Source organism: Pseudomonas sp. 1152_12 (assembly GCF_052850675.1).
The window spans coordinates 121,392-141,140 of record NZ_VXCW01000011.1; the positions used below are offsets into that span (position 1 = coordinate 121,392).

General features: G+C 60.7%; 14 protein-coding genes. All 14 read left to right on the forward strand.

The features are described 5' to 3' along the window. Positions 1 to 224 precede the first annotated feature (224 nt). Positions 225 to 2,054, forward strand: a complete 1,830-nt coding sequence (locus FW764_RS20850; RefSeq protein WP_446435496.1) for an extracellular solute-binding protein — start codon at positions 225 to 227, stop codon at positions 2,052 to 2,054. After that, entirely contained in the window at positions 2,051 to 3,883 is a 1,833-nt protein-coding gene (locus FW764_RS20855; RefSeq protein WP_446435497.1) for an extracellular solute-binding protein, read from the forward strand. The genes FW764_RS20850 and FW764_RS20855 overlap by 4 nt, the downstream gene beginning before the upstream one ends. Continuing rightward, positions 3,884 to 4,957, forward strand: a complete 1,074-nt coding sequence (locus FW764_RS20860; RefSeq protein ID WP_446435498.1) for a microcin C ABC transporter permease YejB — start codon at positions 3,884 to 3,886, stop codon at positions 4,955 to 4,957. Position 4,958: 1 nt separating this feature from the next. Beyond that, complete coding sequence (locus FW764_RS20865; RefSeq protein WP_446435499.1) at positions 4,959 to 5,978, forward strand: ABC transporter permease; 1,020 nt, start codon at positions 4,959 to 4,961, stop codon at positions 5,976 to 5,978. 1 nt (position 5,979) lies between these two features. Next, positions 5,980 to 7,593: an ABC transporter ATP-binding protein gene (locus tag FW764_RS20870; protein ID WP_446435500.1), complete on the forward strand. Its 1,614-nt coding sequence runs from the start codon at positions 5,980 to 5,982 to the stop codon at positions 7,591 to 7,593. 123 nt (positions 7,594 to 7,716) lie between these two features. Continuing rightward, complete coding sequence (locus tag FW764_RS20875; protein ID WP_003208024.1) at positions 7,717 to 7,998, forward strand: peptidylprolyl isomerase; 282 nt, start codon at positions 7,717 to 7,719, stop codon at positions 7,996 to 7,998. 126 nt (positions 7,999 to 8,124) lie between these two features. After that, positions 8,125 to 9,987 carry an extracellular solute-binding protein gene (locus FW764_RS20880; protein ID WP_446435501.1) on the forward strand — a complete coding sequence of 621 codons (1,863 nt, stop codon included), beginning with the start codon at positions 8,125 to 8,127 and terminating at the stop codon, positions 9,985 to 9,987. Then, the gene (locus FW764_RS20885) at positions 9,987 to 11,048 is read left to right on the forward strand and encodes a microcin C ABC transporter permease YejB (protein ID WP_446435502.1); all 1,062 of its coding nucleotides are present in this window, start codon (positions 9,987 to 9,989) and stop codon (positions 11,046 to 11,048) included. Before FW764_RS20880 ends, FW764_RS20885 begins: the two co-directional genes overlap by 1 nt. Beyond that, positions 11,048 to 12,070 (forward strand): ABC transporter permease, encoded by a 1,023-nt coding sequence (locus FW764_RS20890; protein WP_446435503.1) that lies wholly within the window; start codon positions 11,048 to 11,050, stop codon positions 12,068 to 12,070. The genes FW764_RS20885 and FW764_RS20890 overlap by 1 nt, the downstream gene beginning before the upstream one ends. Before the next feature lie 10 nt (positions 12,071 to 12,080). After that, on the forward strand, positions 12,081 to 13,652 hold the full coding sequence (locus FW764_RS20895; RefSeq protein ID WP_446435504.1) for an ABC transporter ATP-binding protein: 1,572 nt from the start codon (positions 12,081 to 12,083) through the stop codon (positions 13,650 to 13,652). A 40-nt stretch (positions 13,653 to 13,692) separates the two neighbouring features. After that, positions 13,693 to 15,090, forward strand: a complete 1,398-nt coding sequence (locus FW764_RS20900) for a sigma-54 interaction domain-containing protein (RefSeq protein WP_446435505.1) — start codon at positions 13,693 to 13,695, stop codon at positions 15,088 to 15,090. Positions 15,091 to 15,384: 294 nt separating this feature from the next. Then, the gene (locus FW764_RS20905; protein WP_446435506.1) at positions 15,385 to 16,776 is read left to right on the forward strand and encodes a GntP family permease; all 1,392 of its coding nucleotides are present in this window, start codon (positions 15,385 to 15,387) and stop codon (positions 16,774 to 16,776) included. Positions 16,777 to 16,783: 7 nt separating this feature from the next. After that, the gene (locus FW764_RS20910; RefSeq protein ID WP_446435507.1) at positions 16,784 to 17,557 is read left to right on the forward strand and encodes a 3-hydroxybutyrate dehydrogenase; all 774 of its coding nucleotides are present in this window, start codon (positions 16,784 to 16,786) and stop codon (positions 17,555 to 17,557) included. 161 nt (positions 17,558 to 17,718) lie between these two features. Further along, on the forward strand, positions 17,719 to 19,677 hold the full coding sequence (locus FW764_RS20915; protein ID WP_446435508.1) for an acetoacetate--CoA ligase: 1,959 nt from the start codon (positions 17,719 to 17,721) through the stop codon (positions 19,675 to 19,677). Positions 19,678 to 19,749 lie beyond the last annotated feature (72 nt).

Consider the following 19,749-nt stretch of genomic DNA (forward strand, 5'->3'; position numbering starts at 1 on the left):
GGCTTGCTGTGGCGAGCTGGCTTGCCTGCGATAGCATCACCCTGGTGCCCCTGATACACCGCGGTGCCTGCATCGCAGGCAAGCCAGCTCCCACATCTGTTCTCCACACAGTTCAATACCTTAGCAGCCCCCAAGCGGGGTGTTTTCAACAACCTTTTTCCAACCGGAACAAGCTGTTACTGTACCGATCATAAAGCCCAAGCCGCCTGGATCGGATCTCTGACTTGAAGCGTCCCCTCCTTCTACTAATAAGTCTGGCCTTGAGCTTTGGTGCGAACGCGACGATTACCGAGAGCCACGGTTACACGCAGTTCGGCACGCTCAAGTACCCGGCCAAATTCACCCACTTCGATTGGGTAAACCCTGCAGCGCCGAAAGGCGGGACATTGCGGGCCATGGCATTTGGCACGTTCGACACACTCAACCCATACACCTTCAAGGGCTCAAGCCCGGTTTCCACGCCCAACTTCCTGCAATACGGCGTCAATGAGCTGAACGAGCCCTTGATGGTAGGCACCGGCCAGTACGCGCCGTCCGGCGACGAACCCACCTCCAGTTATGGGCTAATTGCCGAGTCGGTGGAGTACAGCGAGGATCGCAGCTGGGTGGTGTTCAACCTGCGCCCACAAGCGCACTTCCACGATGGCAAGCCGATCACCGCCTATGACGTGGCGTTTTCCTATCGCACTCTGTTGACCGAAGGCCACCCGCAGTACCGCACCAACCTGCAGGAAGTGGCGCGGGTCGACATCCTCAACCGCCACCGTATCCGCTTTGTGTTCAAGCGCGCCGGCAACCCGCTGTTGATCCTGCGCCTGGGCGAACTGCCGGTATTGCCCCAGCACTATTGGAAAAACCGCGACTTCAAGGCCACTACGTTCGAACCTCCTTTAGGCAGCGGGCCGTACCGCATCACCAAGGTCACGCCTGGGCGGCAGTTGGTGTTCGAACGGGTCAAGGATTACTGGGGCAAAGACCTGCCGGTCAACCGCGGCTTTTACAACTACGACAAGGTCGAAGTGGAGTTCTACCGCGACAGCGACGTGGCCTTCGAAGCTTTCAAGGCCGGTGAATTCGATATCTATATCGAACACCAAGCCAAGAACTGGGCCACCGGCTATAACTTCCCGGCGGTCAACCGGGGCGATGTGATCAAGGCGCAGATCGCCCACCAAATCCCGACCCAGAGCCAAGGCCTGTTCATGAACACGCGACGGCCGACCTTCGCCCAGACCAAGGTGCGCGAGGCACTGGGGTTGATGTTCGACTTTGAGTGGACCAACCGCACCCTGTTCAGCAGCGCCTATAAGCGCACGTTGAGTTACTACCCCAACAGCGAGTTCTCGGCGACCGGCGTGCCGGTGGGTCATGAATGGCTGATGCTCTCGCCGTATCGCGACCAACTGCCAGCCAACCTGTTGACGCAAGCCTTCAGCCTGCCGCACACCGACGGTCGCGGCATTCCGCGCGAAACACTGCGCCGCGCCCTGGCTTTGTTAGGCGAAGCTGGCTGGAAGCTATCCGGGCAACGCCTGCTCAACAGCGACGGTCAGCCGCTGCGCTTCGAAATCTTGCTGGTCAACCCGAACCTGGAGCGCATCCTGCAGCCGTATGTCGAGAACCTCAAAAGCATCGGCATCGACGCGCGCCTGCGCACCGTTGACCGCGCGCAATACAAGCAGCGCCTGGATCAGTTCGACTTCGACATGATCCTGGTCACCCTTAATCAGACGTTAAGCCCGGGCCTTGAGCAGTGGCAGTACTTCCATTCAAGCCAAGCCACGACTAAGGGCAGCAAGAACTACGCGGGCATCGCCAACCCGGTAGTCGATCGCCTGCTGGAACAACTGCTGGCGGCGCAAACCCGCGAAGAACAATTGGCCGCCGGCCGCGCCCTCGACCGAGTGCTGCTGTGGCAGCACTACAGTATCCCCAACTGGTACCTCAACTATCATCGCTTGGCATACCGCAACCGGTTCGCCTTTGTCACCACGCCGCCCTACAGCCTGGGCCTGAGCGCATGGTGGCTGAAAGCTTCGGAGAAAGCCCAATGATGTATTTGCGCCGTGCATTACTCGCCAGCCTGTTGCTGTGCAGCGCGGTCAACGCCGCACCGCAACACGCGTTGACCCTCTATAACGAGCCTCCCAAGTACCCCGCCAGCTTCAAACATTTCGATTACGTAAACCCCAACGCGCCCAAGGGCGGCACCTTTCGCGAATCGAGTATGGGCGGCTTCGACAGCCTCAACCCCTATATCAGCAAGGGCGTGCCGGCGGACAATCTGTCGTTGATCTACGACACTCTCGCCATGCAAAGCCTGGACGAGCCCATCACCGAATACGGGCTGGTAGCCGGCAAGATCGAGAAAGCCCCCGACAACAGCTGGGTGCGCTTCTACCTGCGCCCCGAAGCGCGCTTTCATGATGGCCATCCGATACGCGCCGAAGATGTGGTGTTCACCTTCCAGGCGTTGATCAAGGACGGCTCGCCGCTCTACCGCACCTACTATGCCGACGTCGACGACGTGATCGCCGAAGACCCGTTGCGGGTACTGTTCAAGTTCAAGCGCACCAATAATCGCGAATTACCGCTGATCCTAGGCCAACTGCCGGTATTGCCCAAGCACTGGTGGGCGACCCGCGACTTTGACAAGGGCAACTTGGAAATACCGTTGGGCAGCGGGCCGTACAAGATTGCCGAGGTCAAGCCTGGACGTATGGTGCGCTATGAGCGGGTCAAGGATTACTGGGCCAAAGACCTGCCGGTCACTCAGGGCTTCTACAACTTCGATAACCGCATTACTGACTATTACCGGGACAGCACCGTGGCACTGGAAGCCCTGAAGGCCGGGCAATTCGACTACTGGCTGGAATTCAGCGCGAAGAACTGGGCCAACGCCTACAATATTCCAGCGGTCGCCGAGGGCCGTCTGATCAAAGAAGAAATTCCCAACGGCAACCCGACGGGCATGCAAGGTTTTGTGTTCAACACGCGCAAGCCGATGTTCCAGGATGTACGGGTGCGCAAGGCGATCAGCCTTTTGCTGGATTTCGAATGGAGCAATAAGCAGCTATTCAACGGCGCCTACACGCGCACACGCAGCTACTTTGAAAACTCGGAAATGGCCGCCACCGGCCTGCCTGGCCCGGATGAGCTGGCGATTCTGCAGCCGTTTCGCGACAAGATCCCCGCCGAAGTCTTCACCGAGGCGTTTGAGCCTGCAAAAACCGACGGCAGCGGCATGATCCGCCCCCAGCAGCGCGAGGCCTACCAGTTGTTGCAAGAGGCTGGCTGGAAGGTCGTCGACGACAAGATGGTCGACACCAACGGCAAACCGGTGACCATCGAGTTCCTGCTGGCCCAGACCGAGTTCGAGCGCATCCTGTTGCCGTTCAAGCGCAACCTGGCGGACCTGGGCATCAACCTCGTCATTCGACGCGTTGACGTTTCGCAGTACATCAACCGCCTGCGCTCGCGCGATTTCGACATGCTGGTGGGCAGCTTCCCGCAATCTACGTCGCCGGGTAACGAACAACGCGAATTCTGGTCGTCTTCCAGCGCGGACAAACCCGGCAGCCGCAACTACATGGGGCTCAAGGATCCGGTCGTCGACCAGTTGGTCGAAGAGCTGATTGACGCCAACTCGCGTCAAAGCCTGATCGCCCACGCCAAGGCCCTGGACCGCGTGTTGCAGTTTGGCTATTACGTGATCCCCAACTGGCATATCAAGACCTTCCGCGTGGCGTACTGGGACCACTTGGGCCACCCCAAAGTCTCGCCACGCTACGACGTCGGCATCGCCACCTGGTGGGCCAAACCCGACGTGAAACCTGCCGTCACCCTGGACACGAGCGCCGATCCGGCGAGCGGAGGCGATTAAATGCTGGCTTATATTGTTCGCCGTCTTTTGCTGATCATCCCCACGCTGTTCGGGATTTTACTGATCAACTTCATCATCATCCAGGCGGCCCCCGGTGGCCCAGTGGAGCAGATGATCGCCAAGCTCGAAGGCTTTGAAGGCGCCACCAGCCGCATCGCCGGCGGCGGCGCCGAAGTCTCGGTGGCCGGCTCCAGCTACCGTGGCGCCCAGGGCCTGGACCCGGCGCTGATCAAGGAAATCGAGAAGATGTACGGTTTCGACAAGTCGGCGCCGGAACGCTTGTGGATCATGGTCAAGAACTACGCCCGACTGGATTTCGGCGACAGCTTCTTCAGGGACGCCAAGGTTATCGACCTGATCAAGGAAAAGATGCCGGTATCGATCTCCCTCGGGTTATGGAGCACGCTGATCATGTACCTGGTGTCGATCCCGCTGGGGATCGCCAAAGCCACGCGACACGGCAGCCACTTCGACGTGTGGACCAGCTCGGCAATCATCGTCGGCTATGCGATCCCGGCATTCCTATTTGCGATCCTGCTGATCGTGGTGTTTGCCGGCGGCAGTTACCTGGACTGGTTTCCGTTGCGCGGGCTCACCTCCAACAACTTCGATGAGCTGAGTTGGGGCGGCAAGATATTCGATTACTTCTGGCATTTGGCCCTGCCCGTCACCGCACTGGTGATTGGCAACTTCGCAACCATGACGTTGCTGACCAAAAACAGCTTTCTCGACGAGATCAACAAACAATACGTGGTTACCGCCAAGGCTAAGGGCCTGACCAACCACCGCGTACTCTATGGCCATGTGTTTCGCAACGCGATGCTGCTGGTGATCGCCGGCTTCCCCTCGGCGTTCATCGGGATTTTCTTCACCGGCTCATTGCTGGTGGAGGTGATCTTCTCCCTCGACGGCCTAGGCCTGATGAGCTTTGAAGCAGCGATCAACCGAGACTACCCGGTGGTGTTCGGCACGCTATTTATTTTCACCCTGCTGGGGCTGATCGTGAAACTGATCGGCGACCTCACCTACACCCTGGTCGATCCGCGTATCGACTTCGCCAGCCGGGAGCATTGAGATGACTTTATCCCCCCTCAATCGCCGTCGGTTCGAGCGCTTTAAGGCCAATAAGCGTGGCTGGTGGTCGCTGTGGTTGTTCCTGATCCTGTTCGTGCTCAGCCTCGGCGCGGAGCTGATCGCCAACGACAAGCCGCTGGCCGTGCACTTCGACGGCGGCTGGTACTTCCCCGCGCTCAAGCGCTACCCGGAAACCGCGTTTGGCGGCGAGTTCCCGCTGGAGGCCAACTACAAGAGCCCGTATATCCAGGAACTGCTCAAGGCCAAGGATGCCTGGACCCTGTGGGCGCCGATCCCGTTCAGCTACCAAAGCATCAACTACGACCTCAAAGTACCGGCGCCGGCCCCGCCCTCCTCGGTCAACCTGCTGGGCACCGACGACCAAGGCCGCGATGTACTGGCGCGGGTGATCTACGGCTTTCGCGTGTCGGTGCTGTTTGCCCTGACACTCACCGTGCTCAGCTCGATCATCGGCGTGATCGCTGGTGCGTTGCAGGGCTTTTATGGCGGCTGGGTCGACCTGGCCGGGCAGCGCTTCCTGGAGATCTGGTCAGGCTTGCCGGTGCTGTACCTGCTGATCATCCTCGCGAGTTTTGTACAGCCCAACTTCTGGTGGCTGCTGGGGATCATGTTGCTGTTTTCGTGGATGAGCCTGGTCGACGTGGTGCGCGCCGAGTTCCTGCGCGGGCGCAACCTCGAGTACGTACGCGCGGCCCGCGCACTGGGCATGCAGAACGGCGCGATCATGTTTCGGCATATCCTGCCCAATGCCATGGTGTCGACCATGACCTTCATGCCATTCATTCTCACTGGCGCCATCGGCACCCTTACCGCCCTGGATTTTCTTGGCTTCGGCCTGCCGGCCGGTTCACCGTCATTGGGTGAACTGGTGGCCCAGGGCAAATCCAACCTGCAAGCGCCATGGCTGGGCATGAGTGCCTTTGCCGTGCTGGCGATCATGTTGAGCCTACTGGTGTTTATCGGCGAGTCCGCTCGCGATGCCTTCGACCCGAGGAAATGAGATGAATCAGGACAATCTGATCGAAGTCCGCGACCTCTGCGTCGAGTTCGTCACCGGCGAACACCACCACCGCGTGGTCAACAACGTCAGCTTCGATATCAAGCGCGGCGAAACCCTAGCCCTGGTCGGCGAAAGTGGCTCGGGCAAATCGGTCACCGCCCATTCGATCCTGCGCCTGCTGCCCTACCCGCTGGCCCGCCACCCGGCCGGCACCATCAGCTATTCCGGGCAGGACCTGCTGACCCTCAAAGAAAAAACCCTGCGGCATATTCGCGGCAACCGCATCGCGATGATCTTCCAGGAGCCGATGACCTCACTGAACCCGCTGCACTGCATCGAAAAACAGATCAACGAAGTGCTCGGCCTGCACAAGGGCCTTACCGGCAAAGTCGCCACCCGGCGCACCCTGGAACTGCTCGAGTTGGTGGGCATTCCCGAGCCGCACAAACGCCTCAAGGCGCTGCCGCACGAACTCTCCGGCGGCCAGCGCCAGCGCGTGATGATTGCCATGGCCCTGGCCAACGAGCCGGAACTGCTGATCGCCGACGAGCCGACCACGGCCCTCGACGTCACGGTGCAATTGAAGATTCTCGAGCTGCTCAAGGAGTTGCAGGCGCGGTTGGGCATGGCGTTGCTGCTGATCAGCCATGACCTGAACCTGGTGCGGCGCATTGCCCATCGTGTGTGCGTGATGCAGAAGGGTTGCATCGTTGAACAAGCCGATTGCCAGACGCTGTTCCAGGCGCCCCAACATCCTTACACCCAGGAATTGCTGGCGGCGGAACCCAGTGGCGGGCCTGCGACCAACGCGGTCGGGCCGCCATTGCTGGAAGTCGATGACTTGAAGGTGTGGTTTCCGATCAAGAAGGGCTTTTTGCGCAGCACCGTGGATTACGTCAAGGCGGTGGACGGCATCAATTTCAGCCTGCCCCAAGGCCAGACCCTGGGCATTGTCGGTGAGAGTGGCTCAGGCAAATCCACCTTGGGCCTGGCGATTCTGCGCTTGATTGCCAGCAAAGGTGGGATTCGCTTTGAAGGCCAGCAGCTGGACCGGCTGACCCAGCAGCAAGTGCGACCGTTGCGGCGGGAAATGCAGGTAGTGTTTCAGGACCCGTTCGGCAGTTTGAGCCCGCGGATGAGTGTCAGCGAGATTGTTGGCGAGGGGTTGCGGATTCACAAGATGGGCACGGCGGTTGAGCAGGAAGCGGCTATTGTCGCGGCGCTGCGCGAGGTTGGGCTGGACCCGGAGTCGCGGCATCGTTATCCGCATGAGTTTTCCGGTGGCCAGCGCCAGCGGATTGCAATCGCTCGTGCATTGGTGCTCAAGCCACGTTTGATTTTGCTGGATGAGCCGACGTCGGCGTTGGATCGAACGGTGCAGCGGCAGGTGGTGGAGTTGTTGCGCAGTTTGCAGGCCAAGTACAACCTCACGTACCTGTTTATCAGCCATGATTTGGCGGTGGTGAAGGCCTTGAGTCACCAGTTGATGGTGGTCAAGCATGGGCAGGTGGTGGAACAGGGAGACGCGGCGGCGATTTTTGCTGAGCCGCAGCATGCTTATACGCGGCAGTTGTTGGAGGCGGCGTTTTTGGTGCCGGCTGGGGTTGGGGCTTGACTGGGTACATATCCGTTGCTGCGGTAACGGATATGCACTCAACCGAAGCCCAACGGAACTTTGCCAACAAATAACCGCCTGAATCCGGTACGCTCACCCTTTTTATTCAAGGAGTTATTCCCCATGGCCAAAGCCACCGCCCGTCACATCCTCGTTGCCACTGAAGACAAGTGCAACGAACTCAAAGCCCAGATCGAAGGCGGCGCCGATTTCGCAGAAGTCGCCAAAGCCAACTCCAGCTGCCCTTCCAGCCGCCAAGGCGGTGACCTCGGTTCGTTCGGCCCTGGCCAGATGGTCAAAGAATTCGACACCGTCGTCTTCAGCGCTCCCGTCAACACCGTGCAAGGCCCAGTGAAAACCCAGTTCGGCTACCACCTGCTGGAAGTCACCAGCCGCCAGGACTGATCCAGTCCGTGCTGATGCTATAAACAACGGCCCGCCTTATGGTGGGCCGTTGTGCATGTGATGACTGGCAACATTCAAGCCGTTAACGTACAAAACCTATTCTTCACCCGGCACTCAAGGCTGACAATGCGATTGGCTTTTTCCACAACACTGCTTAGTTCTGCCCTGGCCCTGTTGCTGGCCAGCAGCGCCGTGATCGCCGCCCCGCAGACCTACCTCACGGTCTACGGCGAACCGGCCAAGTACCCCGCTGGCTTCACCCACTTCGACTACGCCAACCCCAACGCCCCCAAAGGCGGCAGCCTCAAGCGTTCGGCCCTTGAGATCGGGCGCTTCGACCACGTGCTGCCGTATATCGACAAAGGCATCGGTGTGTCCCAGGTCGACGGCTGGCTGTACGCGCCGCTGGCCCAGCGCTCCCTGGATGAGCCCTACACCGTCTACGGCCTGGTCGCCGAAAAGATGGAACGCGCCGACGACGGCCTGTCGCTGCGCTTCTACCTGAACCCCAAGGCGCGCTTCGCCGACGGCACGCCGATCACCGCCGAAGACGTGCGCTACAGCTTCGACCTGCTGATGACCCAAGGCAGCCTGCGCTTTCGCACCCTGTTCGCCGACGTCAAACACGTCGAAGTCGAAGGCGAGCGCCAGGTGCGTTTCGATTTTTCCAGCAATGAAAACCGCACCCTGCCCCTGGATATCGCCACCCTGCCGGTGTTCCCCGAGCACTGGTGGAAAACCCGCGACTTCGCCAACGGCGGCGGCTACGAAGCCCCGCTGGGCAGCGGCCCGTACAAGGTCAGCAAGATCGACTCCGGCGCCACCATCACCTTCACCCGCGACCCGGACTGGTGGGGCAAGGACTTGCCCGTCAGCCGTGGCCTGTACAATTTCGACCACCTGAGCCTGGAGTACTTCGGCGACACCGAAGTGGCCCGTCAGGTGCTGCGCGGCGGCGCCTACGATTTCAACCGGGAGTTCTCCGCCACCGGCTATTCCATCGGCTACAACGGCCCGGCGCTGGACGATGGCCGCCTGCAACGTGCGCACCTGGCCAAAGAAATGCCGCAACCGGCCCAGGGCTATGTGTTCAACGTGCAAAAGCCTATGTTCAAGGATCGACGCGTGCGCCAAGCCTTGGCGATGCTGTGGGATTTCGAATGGGCCAACCGGCAGATGATGCGCAACCTGTACATCCGCCAGCAGAGCTTCTTCTCCAATAGCCCACTGGCGGCGAGCCAGTTGCCGACAAAAGAAGAGCTGGCGATTCTTGAGCCCTTGCGCGGGCAGATTCCAGACGAAGTGTTCACCCAAGTGTTCAAGGCCCCCGTCACCGACGGCAGTGGCATGATCCGCGACAAGCAGCTGCAAGCCCTGGCGTTGCTGGAGGACGCGGGCTGGAAGCCACAAGGTGACAAGCTGGTCAACGCCGAGGGCGAGCCGCTTGAGTTCACTTTTCTCAATACACAAAACGGCCTTGAACGCTTGTTACTCCCGTACAAACGCAACCTGGCGCAGATCGGCATCACCCTGAACATTCGCCGCATCGACTCCTCCCAGTACGTCAACCGGCTGATGACCCGCGACTACGACATGATCGTGACCGGTTTCCCAGTCACCACCTCGCCAGGGATGGAGCTGTACAACTATTTCGGCTCCGCCGCCGCGTTTGATTCGGGCGCCAACAACTATATGGTGCTCAAGGACCCGGCCGTCGACACGCTGATCAAGGGCCTGGTCAAGGCCGACACCCAGGCGCAGATGCTCACCTACGCCCACGCCCTGGACCGCGTGCTGCAATGGAATTACCTGTGGATTCCCAACTACTACCCGCCCGGCACCTCCGCCGCATGGTGGAACCGCTTCGGCCGCCCGGCCATCGAGGCGAAGAACGACGAAGCCTTGGAAACCTGGTGGGAAATCAGCCCCACGCCACTGACGAATGAACAAATGAACGCCGAGTTGAAAAAACGCGCAGGTGCGCGCTGATGTTTGCCTATATCGTGCGGCGCCTGCTGCTGATCATCCCGACGCTGGTGATCATCCTGCTGGTCAACTTCGTGATCGTCCAAGCCGCGCCTGGCGGCCCGGTGGAGCAAGCGATTGCCCACTTGCAAGGTATCGGCGGCGGTGCCGTCGGTGGTTCATCCGGCGAGGGCATCAGCAGCGGCTCACGGGCCAGCCGCGGCCTGGACCCGAAGTTGATCAAGGACATCGAAAAACAATACGGCTTCGACAAGCCCGCCCCGGAACGCCTGTGGCTGATGCTCAAAAACTACGCGCGGCTGGACTTCGGCAACAGCTTCTTTCGCGGCGCGACGGTGGTCGACCTGATCCTGGAAAAGATGCCGGTGACCCTTTCCCTCGGTTTATGGGCCACCTTGATTACCTACCTGGTCTCGATCCCGCTTGGCATTCGCAAGGCAGTACGCCATGGCAGCAGCTTTGATGTGTGGAGCAGCACCGCCATCGTCATCGGTTATGCGATGCCAGCGTTCCTGTTCGCGATGTTCCTGATTGTGGTGTTCGCCGGCGGCACCTCGCTGAACTGGTTCCCGGTACGCGGGCTGATCTCGGAAAATTTCGAAGAGCTGAGCACCGTGGGCAAGATTGCCGACTACTTCTGGCACCTGGTATTGCCGGTCACCGCCCTGGTCATCGGCGGGTTCGCCACACTGACCATCCTTACCAAAAACTCATTCTTGAATGAAATCACCCGCCAATACGTGGTAACGGCCCGCGCCAAGGGCTTGAGCGAGCGCCGCGTGCTCTACGGCCACGTGTTCCGCAACGCCATGCTGCTGGTGATCTCGGGGATTCCTCAGGCCTTCATCAGCGTGTTTTTCGCCGGTTCCCTGCTGATCGAGGTGATCTTCTCGCTCGATGGCCTAGGCCGTATGAGCTACGAAGCCGCCGTATCCCGCGACTACCCGGTGGTGTTCGGCTCGCTGTTCATCTTCACCTTGTTTGGCCTGCTGATAAAACTCATCGGCGACCTGTGCTACACCTTGGTGGACCCGCGTATCGACTTCGCCGCGAGGAACGCCTGATGCTTAATTTGTCTGCGGTGACGCGTCGACGTTTCGAGCGGTTCAAAAAGAACCGTCGCGGCTGGTGGTCGCTGTGGTTGTTTATCGGCCTGTTTATCCTGACCCTGGGCGGCGAGTTGATCGCCAACGACAAGCCCTGGGTACTCAGCTTCAAGAACGAACTGTATTTCCCGGTGTTCAAGCGTTACACCGAGCAGCAGTTCGGCGGGCAGTTGCCGTTCCAAGCCGACTACCGCAGTGACTACGTGCAAAAGCTGATCAAGCAGGACGGCGGCTGGATGCTGTTCCCACCGATCCCATTCAGCGATGACACGCCCAATTACGAACTGAACCGCCCTGCCCCCAGCCCGCCCTCGACAGTGAACTGGCTGGGCACCGATGATCAATCACGCGATGTGCTGGCACGGGTGATCTTCGGCGCCCGCGTGTCGATATTGTTTGCCCTGGCGTTGACCGCGATCAGCGCCGCCATCGGCATTGCCGCAGGCGCCTTGCAGGGTTACTACGGCGGCTGGGTGGACCTGCTTGGCCAACGCATCCTGGAAGTGTGGTCGGGGCTGCCGGTGCTGTACCTGTTGATCATCCTCTCGGGTTTTGTCGAGCCGAACTTCTGGTGGCTGCTGGGGATCATGGCGCTGTTTTCCTGGCTGGCGCTGGTGGACGTGGTGCGCGCCGAGTTCCTGCGCGGGCGCAACCTGGAATACGTCAAGGCCGCGCGGGCGCTGGGTCTGGGCGACAGCAAGATCATTCGCCGGCACATCCTGCCCAACGCCATGACCGCGACCTTGAGCTACCTGCCGTTTATTTTGACCGGGGCAATTTCGACCTTGAGTGCCCTGGACTTCCTCGGTTTCGGCATGCCGGCAGGCAGTGCGTCTCTCGGCGAACTGATCGCCCAGGGCAAGCAGAACCTGCAGGCACCCTGGCTGGGCCTGACGGCGTTTTTCACCTTGGCGCTGATCCTGTCGCTGCTGGTCTTTATCGGCGAGGCATTACGCGATGCCTTCGACCCCCGCTCATGAGTAACGGCCTATGAACCTGATTGAAATCCGCGAACTGAGTGTCGCCTTCAGCGGCCAGACCGTGGTGAACACGCTGTGCCTGGACGTGCGCCCCGGCGAATGCCTGGCGCTGGTGGGCGAGTCGGGCTCGGGTAAGTCGGTGACGGCCCACTCGATCCTGCAACTGCTGCCCGAAGCCGGTACGCAGACCACGGGCTCGGTGAAGTATCGCGGCCAGGAGTTGATCGGCGCCTCGGCGGCCACCCTGCAAAAGCTGCGCGGTAACCGCATTGCGATGATCTTCCAGGAGCCGATGACCTCGCTCAACCCGCTGCACAGTATCGAAAAGCAGATCGGCGAAACCCTGCTGCTGCACAAAGGCTTAGGCGGTAAGGCGGCGCAAGCGCGCATTCTCGAATTGCTCGAACTGGTGGGCATTCAAAAACCCCAGGAACGCCTCAAGGCGTATCCACATCAACTCTCCGGTGGCCAGCGCCAGCGCGTCATGATCGCCATGGCCCTGGCCTGCGAACCGGAACTGTTGATCGCCGACGAACCGACGACCGCGCTGGACGTGACGGTACAGCGCAAGATCCTGCTGCTGCTTAAGTCCTTGCAGCAACGCTTGGGCATGTCGCTACTGCTGATCAGCCATGACCTCAACCTGGTACGCAGCATCGCGCAGCGCGTGTGCGTGATGCACGCCGGTGAAATCGTCGAGCACGCCGACTGCCAAACGATCTTCGACGCCCCCCAACACCCTTACAGCCGCCTGCTACTGGATGCGGAACCGACCGGCGATGCGCTGTGCAATGACGAACGCGAAACGGTGTTGCAGGTGGAAAACCTAACGGTGCAGTTCCCGCTCAGCGGCGGGCTGTTTCAGCGCAAGACCTACCTGCGCGCAGTAGACGGCATCAGCCTCAGCGTGCAGCGCGGCAAGACCCTGGGGATTGTCGGCGAGTCTGGCTCGGGTAAATCGACCCTGGGCCAGGCGATCCTGCGTTTGCTCGACTCCAGCGGCAGCATCCGCTTCCAGGGCGAGGCCCTCGACCCGCTCAACCACAAGCAAATGCGCCCGTGGCGCAAACAGATGCAGGTGGTGTTCCAAGACCCTTACGGCAGCCTCAGCCCGCGCATGTCGGTGGAGCAGATCATCAGCGAAGGCCTGGAAGTGCACGCGCCGTGCAGCCTGGCCGAGCGCGATGCGCAAGTGGTGCAGGTGCTCAAGGACGTGGGCCTCGACCCTGCCAGCCGCCACCGTTACCCCCACGAGTTTTCCGGTGGTCAGCGCCAACGTATCGCCATCGCCCGCGCATTGGTGCTCAAACCGGCCCTGATGCTGTTGGACGAACCGACCTCGGCCCTCGACCGCACCGTGCAAAAACAGGTGGTGGCCCTGCTGCGCGAATTACAGGAGAAGTACAGCCTGACCTACCTGTTTATCAGCCATGACCTGGCGGTGGTGCGCGCCATGGCCCACGACATGATCGTGATCAAGGACGGCAAGGTGGTGGAACGCGGCGCGAGCCATGAGGTATTTGAGGCGCCGCAGCACGCGTACACCAAAGAGCTGCTGGCGGCGGCGCACATGCCTTTGTAGGCGCGCAACCCTATTCATATTTTGTGTTGGCGGCGGATGCATGACTAGCAACGAAAGCCTTAAGGACTACCAACAAGTTCGCGGCCTGGCCATCCAGTCGCTGTTCGAGATCATCGAGCAGTCCAGCGAAGGCACGGTGATCGTCGACCGCGACGCGAATATCGTGTGGATGAATGAGCGCTACGCTAAGCGTTTCGGCCTCAAGAGCGCCGACGAAGCCATCGGCCAGCCCTGCGAACAGGTGATCTCCAACAGCCTGTTGCGCCAAGTGGTGCGCACTGACCAGCCGATCTTGCTGGACATTCAAGACACGCCAAAAGGCCCGCTGGTGGTGATGCGCCTGCCGATCCACGATGATGCTGGCACGGTGATCGGCGCGATTGGCTTTGCGCTGTTCGATGAGTTGCGCAACCTGTCGCCGCTGATTGAGCGCTACCTGAGCCTGCAGCAGGAGCTGGCGTCCACCCGCTCGCTGTTGCGTTCCCGCCAGAGCAAATACAACTTCGCGCACTTTATCGGCACCAGCGCGGCCAGCCTGGAAGTCAAACGCCGAGCGCGGCGCAGTGCGAGCGCTGAGTCGCCGGTGTTGCTGCTCGGCGAAACCGGCACCGGCAAAGAACTGCTGGCCCAGGCAATCCACGGCGCATCACCGCGTGCGCACAAGGCCTTTGTCAGCATCAACAGCGCAGCGATTCCAGCTGACCTGCTCGAAGCCGAGTTCTTCGGCACTGCGCCGGGCGCGTTTACCGGGGCCGACCGCAAAGGCCGCCCCGGCAAGTTGCAGATCGCCCAGGGCGGCACGCTGTTCCTTGATGAAATCGGCGACATGCCGCTGCCGCTGCAAAGCAAACTGCTGCGGGTGTTGCAGGAAAAGGAATACGAGCCAGTGGGCTCCAATGAAATGCGGCACAGCGATATACGGGTGATTGCCGCCACGTCCATGGACCTGGAGGCGGCGATCAAGCGCGGCGAGTTCCGCGCGGATTTGTATTACCGGCTGAATGTACTGCCGATCCAGGTGCCGCCGTTGCGTGAGCGGCTGGATGACATTCCGGCGTTGAGTGAGGCGATTCTGGAAGAGTTGCGCAGCCAGCATGAACTGGACCGCGAGGCACTGGCGCTGTTGGCGCAGCATGCGTGGCCGGGAAATATCCGCGAGCTGCGCAATGTGCTGGAGCGCGCGGCGTTGCTGAGTGATGACTTGGTGCTGGATGCCGGGGAGATTCGCGCGGCGATTGGCACGTTCAGCCCGGTAACACGTGGCGCCTTGGAGACGGTCGAGGGCGAGACGTTTGCGGCGGCGCGGGAGCGGTTTGATCGGCAGGTGATTGCGGCGGCGCTCAAGGCGTGCGAAGGGAATGTGGTGGAGGCGGCGAAGCGGTTGGAGCTTGGGCGGTCGACGCTGTACAAGAAAATGGTTGCCCTTGGCATGGCCTAGTCTCAATAAAGAGACAATATCTACATATATAGACACTCTAGTGCGGGAGCTGGATTGCCTGCGATAGCGGCCTTCCAGCCAACACACCTCTACTGAACGATCGCCATCGCAGGCAAGCCAGCTCCCTCAGCTGATCCTCTTCAGTCTCCGAATTGAGACAATCCTTCAGACAGCGGCCACAGAAAACAATAATATTCATATATTTCAATAAGTTAACCAGTTGGCACACATCTCGCTATAGCCCCTCTCCAAAGCACCACCCACAACAATAACAATTCGATCTGGAGACACACCATGAGTGTGATCATTGCCCTGGCAGCCCTCGCGCTGCTGATGCTGGCGGCCTACCGTGGCTACAGCGTTATCCTGTTTGCCCCCATCGCCGCCCTCGGCGCTGTGCTGCTCACCGACCCGTCCGCCGTCGCCCCTGCGTTTACCGGGGTGTTCATGGAGAAAATGGTCGGTTTCATCAAGCTGTATTTCCCGGTTTTCCTGCTCGGTGCGGTGTTCGGCAAGCTGATTGAGCTGTCGGGCTTCTCGCGCGCCATCGTGGCCGCCGCGATCCGGTTGCTCGGCACGCGCCAGGCAATGCTGGTGATTGTGCTGGTCTGCGCCCTGCTTACCTACGGTGGCGTGTCGCTGTTTGTGGTGGTGTTTGCGGTGTACCCGTTTGCGGCGGAGATGTTCCGCCAGAGCAATATCCCCAAGCGCCTGATCCCGGCAACCATCGCCCTCGGCGCGTTCTCGTTCACCATGGACGCCCTGCCCGGCACGCCGCAGATCCAGAACATCATCCCCAGCACGTTCTTCAACACCACCGCGTGGGCCGCGCCGTGGCTGGGCTTGATCGGCACGATCTTCGTATTCTGCGCCGGTATGCTTTACCTGGCACGCCAGCGCAACAAGGCCCAGCGTGCCGGCGAAGGCTACGGCACCGAGCTGCGTAACGAGCCGGAAACCGCTGAAAATATCGACCTGCCGAACCCATGGATTGCGCTGTCGCCGCTGTTGCTGGTAGGCGTGATGAATCTGCTGTTCACCCACTGGATCCCGCAGTGGTACGGCAAGACCCACAGCCTCAGCCTGCCGGGCATGAGCGCGCCGGTGACCACCGAAATCGCCAAGCTCACGGCGATCTGGGCGGTGCAGGCGGCGTTGCTGGTCGGCATCGTGATGGTACTGGTGTTCGGCTGGTCGGCGATTCGCAGCAAACTTGCCGAAGGCAGTAAAAGCGCGGTCAGCGGTGCGCTGTTAGCGGCAATGAACACCGCGTCGGAATACGGCTTCGGTGCGGTCATCGCGTCATTGCCCGGCTTCCTGGTGCTGGCGGACTGGCTCAAGGGCATTCCCAACCCGTTGGTCAACGAAGCGATCACCGTGACCCTGCTGGCCGGTATCACCGGCTCTGCGTCCGGTGGCATGAGCATCGCCCTGGCGGCGATGTCCGAGAGCTTTATTTCGGCGGCCCATGCGGCCAATATCCCGCTTGAAGTGCTGCACCGGGTTGCGGCCATGGCCAGCGGCGGCATGGACACCCTGCCCCACAACGGCGCGGTGATCACGCTGCTGGCGGTGACCGGGCTGACTCACCGCGAAGCCTACAAGGACATTTTCGGCATCACGATTATCAAGACCCTCGCGGTGTTCGTGGTGATCGGTACTTTCTATGCCACCGGCATTGTGTGAGGTTTTCATGACGACATTGAACGGCAAGACCGCCTTGGTTACCGGCTCCACCAGCGGCATTGGCTTAGGCATCGCGCTGAGCCTGGCCAAGGCCGGTGCCAACCTGATCCTGAATGGCTTCGGCGATGCCAGCGCGGTGATCGCCCAGGTGCAGGCGTTCGGCGGCAAGGTCGGCCACCACCCGGCCGACGTCAGCGACCCGGCGCAGATCGCCGACATGATCGCCTACGCCGAGCGTGAGTTCGGCGGCGTGGACATTCTGGTCAACAATGCCGGCATCCAACACGTATCGGCAGTGGAAGACTTCCCGGCCGAACGCTGGGACTCGATTATCGCGATCAACCTGTCCTCGGTGTTCCACAGCACGCGTTTGAGTTTGCCCGGCATGAAGGCCAAGGGTTGGGGGCGTATTGTCAACATTGCCTCAGTGCATGGCTTGGTCGGCTCGGTGGGCAAGGCCGCGTATGTGGCGGCCAAGCACGGCGTGATCGGCTTGACCAAGGTGGTGGGCCTGGAAACCGCCACCAGCAACGTCACTTGCAACGCCATCTGCCCAGGCTGGGTGCTGACGCCGCTGGTGCAAAAGCAGATTGATGAGCGCGCGGCCAAAGGCGTGGACCCGCAGCAGGCGCAGCATGATTTGCTCGCCGAGAAACAGCCGTCCCTGGAGTTTGTGACGCCGCCGCAGCTGGGTGAGTTGGTGTTGTTTTTGTGCAGTGAGGCGGGCGCCCAGGTGCGTGGTGCGGCCTGGAATATCGACGGCGGCTGGTTGGCCCAATAAAACAGACACTGAAGATCATGTGTGGGCGCTAGCTTGCCTGCGATGGCGCTGGGTCAGTTGGCTCATGCATGACTGATACACCGCTATCGCAGACAATCCAGCTCCCACCGTTTGGCGCTGTATTGTTGGGTAGATTGATACAAGAACAAGAGACTTTGCTGATGTCCGAAATCCTCTGGAAACCCTCCCCCGAACGCATCCACAACACCCGCATGGATCAGTTCCGGCGCTATATCAACGAACACTACAACCAGCAATTGCCCGACTACTGCGCCCTGCACCAATGGAGCATCGACCAGCGCCCCGACTTTTGGCGGGCCATCGTCGCGTTCTTCGACGTAGCGTTTCGTAGCCCGCCCAGCGCCACGCTGATCGAAGCCGCGGAAATGCCCAGCGCCCAGTGGTTTCCCGGCGCCACCCTGAATTTTGCCGAACACCTGCTGCGCCGTCGCGACGACCACCCGGCGGTGGTCGCGATCAGCGAGGACGGCCAACGCGAACAGCTGACCTACGCCGAATTGGCCGAACACGTCGCCGGCCTGCAACACAGTCTGCGCGCGGCCGGTGTCGGCGTGGGCGACCGCGTCGCCGCGTGCATGCCCAACACCTGGCAAACCCTGGTGGGCATGCTCGCCACTACCAGCCTAGGCGCGATCTGGTCGTGCTCATCCCCGGACTTCGGCACCCAAGGCGTAATCGATCGTTTCGGCCAGATTGAGCCGAAGGTGCTGATCACCTGCGCGGGTTATCGCTACGCCGGCAAGGACATCGACCAAAGCGCCAAAGTGAATGAAATTCTCGAGCGCCTGCCGTCCCTTCAGCAACTGATCATCGTGCCGTATGCGCGCCCACAGGCGACAGCCGAGGACTACACAACGCCGGCAAAGATCGCGCTGTGGAACAACTTCTACCAACCTGGCGGCGAACCTGAATTCGTCGCCGTGCCGTTCGATCATCCGCTGTACATCCTCTATTCCAGCGGCACCACGGGCGTGCCCAAGTGCATTATCCATGGCACCGGCGGCGTACTCCTCACCCACCTCAAGGAGCACGGACTGCACGCCGACCTGTCGCGTGAGGATTGCCTGTTCTACTACACCACCTGCGGCTGGATGATGTGGAACTGGCTGGTGTCGGTGCTGGCCCTCGGCGCCACGGCGGTGCTGTATGACGGTTCGCCGTTTCATCCAGGGCCTGCGCGTTTAATCGACCTGATCGACGCCGAAAAAATCAGCGTGTTCGGCACCAGCCCCAAGTTCCTCGCTACCCTGGAGAACGCCGGGCTGCAACCGCGCTTGAGCCACGACCTGAGCAGTCTCAAAGGTCTGATCTCAACGGGCTCGCCGCTGTCACCGCAGAGCTATGACTACGTGTACCGCGAGATCAAGGGTGAGCTGTGCCTGTCGTCGATGTCGGGCGGCACCGATATCGTCTCCTGCTTTGTGATCGGCAACCCGGTGCTGCCGGTGCGCCGCGGTGAAATGCAGTGCAAGAGCTTGGCGATGGCCATCGAAGTCTGGGACGACCAAGGCAATCCGTTGATCGGAGAAAAAGGTGAACTGGTGTGCACCCGGCACTTTCCGGCCATGCCCATCGGCTTGTGGAATGACCCGGATCAGAAAAAACTGCGCGCCTCGTATTTCACCCAGTTTCCCGGTGTATGGGCTCAGGGCGACTACGCCGAGCAGCGCCCCAATGGCAGCCTGTTGATCCACGGGCGTTCCGACGCGGTGCTCAACCCTGGCGGCGTGCGTATCGGCACGGCGGAGATTTATCGCCAGGTGGAAAAGGTCCCGCAGGTGCTGGAAAGCCTGGCCATCGGCCAACGCTGGCAGGACGATGTGCGCGTGGTGCTGTTTGTGCGCCTCAATGACGGTATCGAATTGGATGAGGCCCTGGAGCAACAGATCCGCCAGGTGATCCGCGCCAACACCACGCCGCGCCATGTGCCAGCGAAAATCCTCACGGTCACTGATATCCCGCGCACCCTCAGTGGCAAGATCGTCGAATTGGCGGTGCGCAATGTGGTGCATGGCGAGCCGGTGAAAAACACCGATGCATTGGCCAACCCGCAGGCTTTGGCGCAATTCCGCGACCGCCCTGAGCTTACGCAACAATGAAAGGTTTCAGCCTAAAAGCACTCATTTGAAGATAAAGCCCCAATGCATGCTATTTTTCGAGGGGTAGTCAGC

What these genes read in the sequence shown, in the direction of transcription:
- FW764_RS20885 (WP_446435502.1), top strand. Translation starts at nt 9,987, where the DNA reads ATGTTTGCCTATATCGTGCGGCGCCTGCTGCTGATCATCCCGACGCTG.
- FW764_RS20900 (WP_446435505.1), top strand. Translation starts at nt 13,693, where the DNA reads ATGACTAGCAACGAAAGCCTTAAGGACTACCAACAAGTTCGCGGCCTG.
- FW764_RS20870 (WP_446435500.1), top strand. Translation starts at nt 5,980, where the DNA reads ATGAATCAGGACAATCTGATCGAAGTCCGCGACCTCTGCGTCGAGTTC.
- FW764_RS20890 (WP_446435503.1), top strand. Translation starts at nt 11,048, where the DNA reads ATGCTTAATTTGTCTGCGGTGACGCGTCGACGTTTCGAGCGGTTCAAA.
- FW764_RS20915 (WP_446435508.1), top strand. Translation starts at nt 17,719, where the DNA reads ATGTCCGAAATCCTCTGGAAACCCTCCCCCGAACGCATCCACAACACC.
- FW764_RS20865 (WP_446435499.1), top strand. Translation starts at nt 4,959, where the DNA reads ATGACTTTATCCCCCCTCAATCGCCGTCGGTTCGAGCGCTTTAAGGCC.
- FW764_RS20860 (WP_446435498.1), top strand. Translation starts at nt 3,884, where the DNA reads ATGCTGGCTTATATTGTTCGCCGTCTTTTGCTGATCATCCCCACGCTG.
- FW764_RS20905 (WP_446435506.1), top strand. Translation starts at nt 15,385, where the DNA reads ATGAGTGTGATCATTGCCCTGGCAGCCCTCGCGCTGCTGATGCTGGCG.
- FW764_RS20875 (WP_003208024.1), top strand. Translation starts at nt 7,717, where the DNA reads ATGGCCAAAGCCACCGCCCGTCACATCCTCGTTGCCACTGAAGACAAG.
- FW764_RS20855 (WP_446435497.1), top strand. Translation starts at nt 2,051, where the DNA reads ATGATGTATTTGCGCCGTGCATTACTCGCCAGCCTGTTGCTGTGCAGC.
- FW764_RS20895 (WP_446435504.1), top strand. Translation starts at nt 12,081, where the DNA reads ATGAACCTGATTGAAATCCGCGAACTGAGTGTCGCCTTCAGCGGCCAG.
- FW764_RS20880 (WP_446435501.1), top strand. Translation starts at nt 8,125, where the DNA reads ATGCGATTGGCTTTTTCCACAACACTGCTTAGTTCTGCCCTGGCCCTG.
- FW764_RS20910 (WP_446435507.1), top strand. Translation starts at nt 16,784, where the DNA reads ATGACGACATTGAACGGCAAGACCGCCTTGGTTACCGGCTCCACCAGC.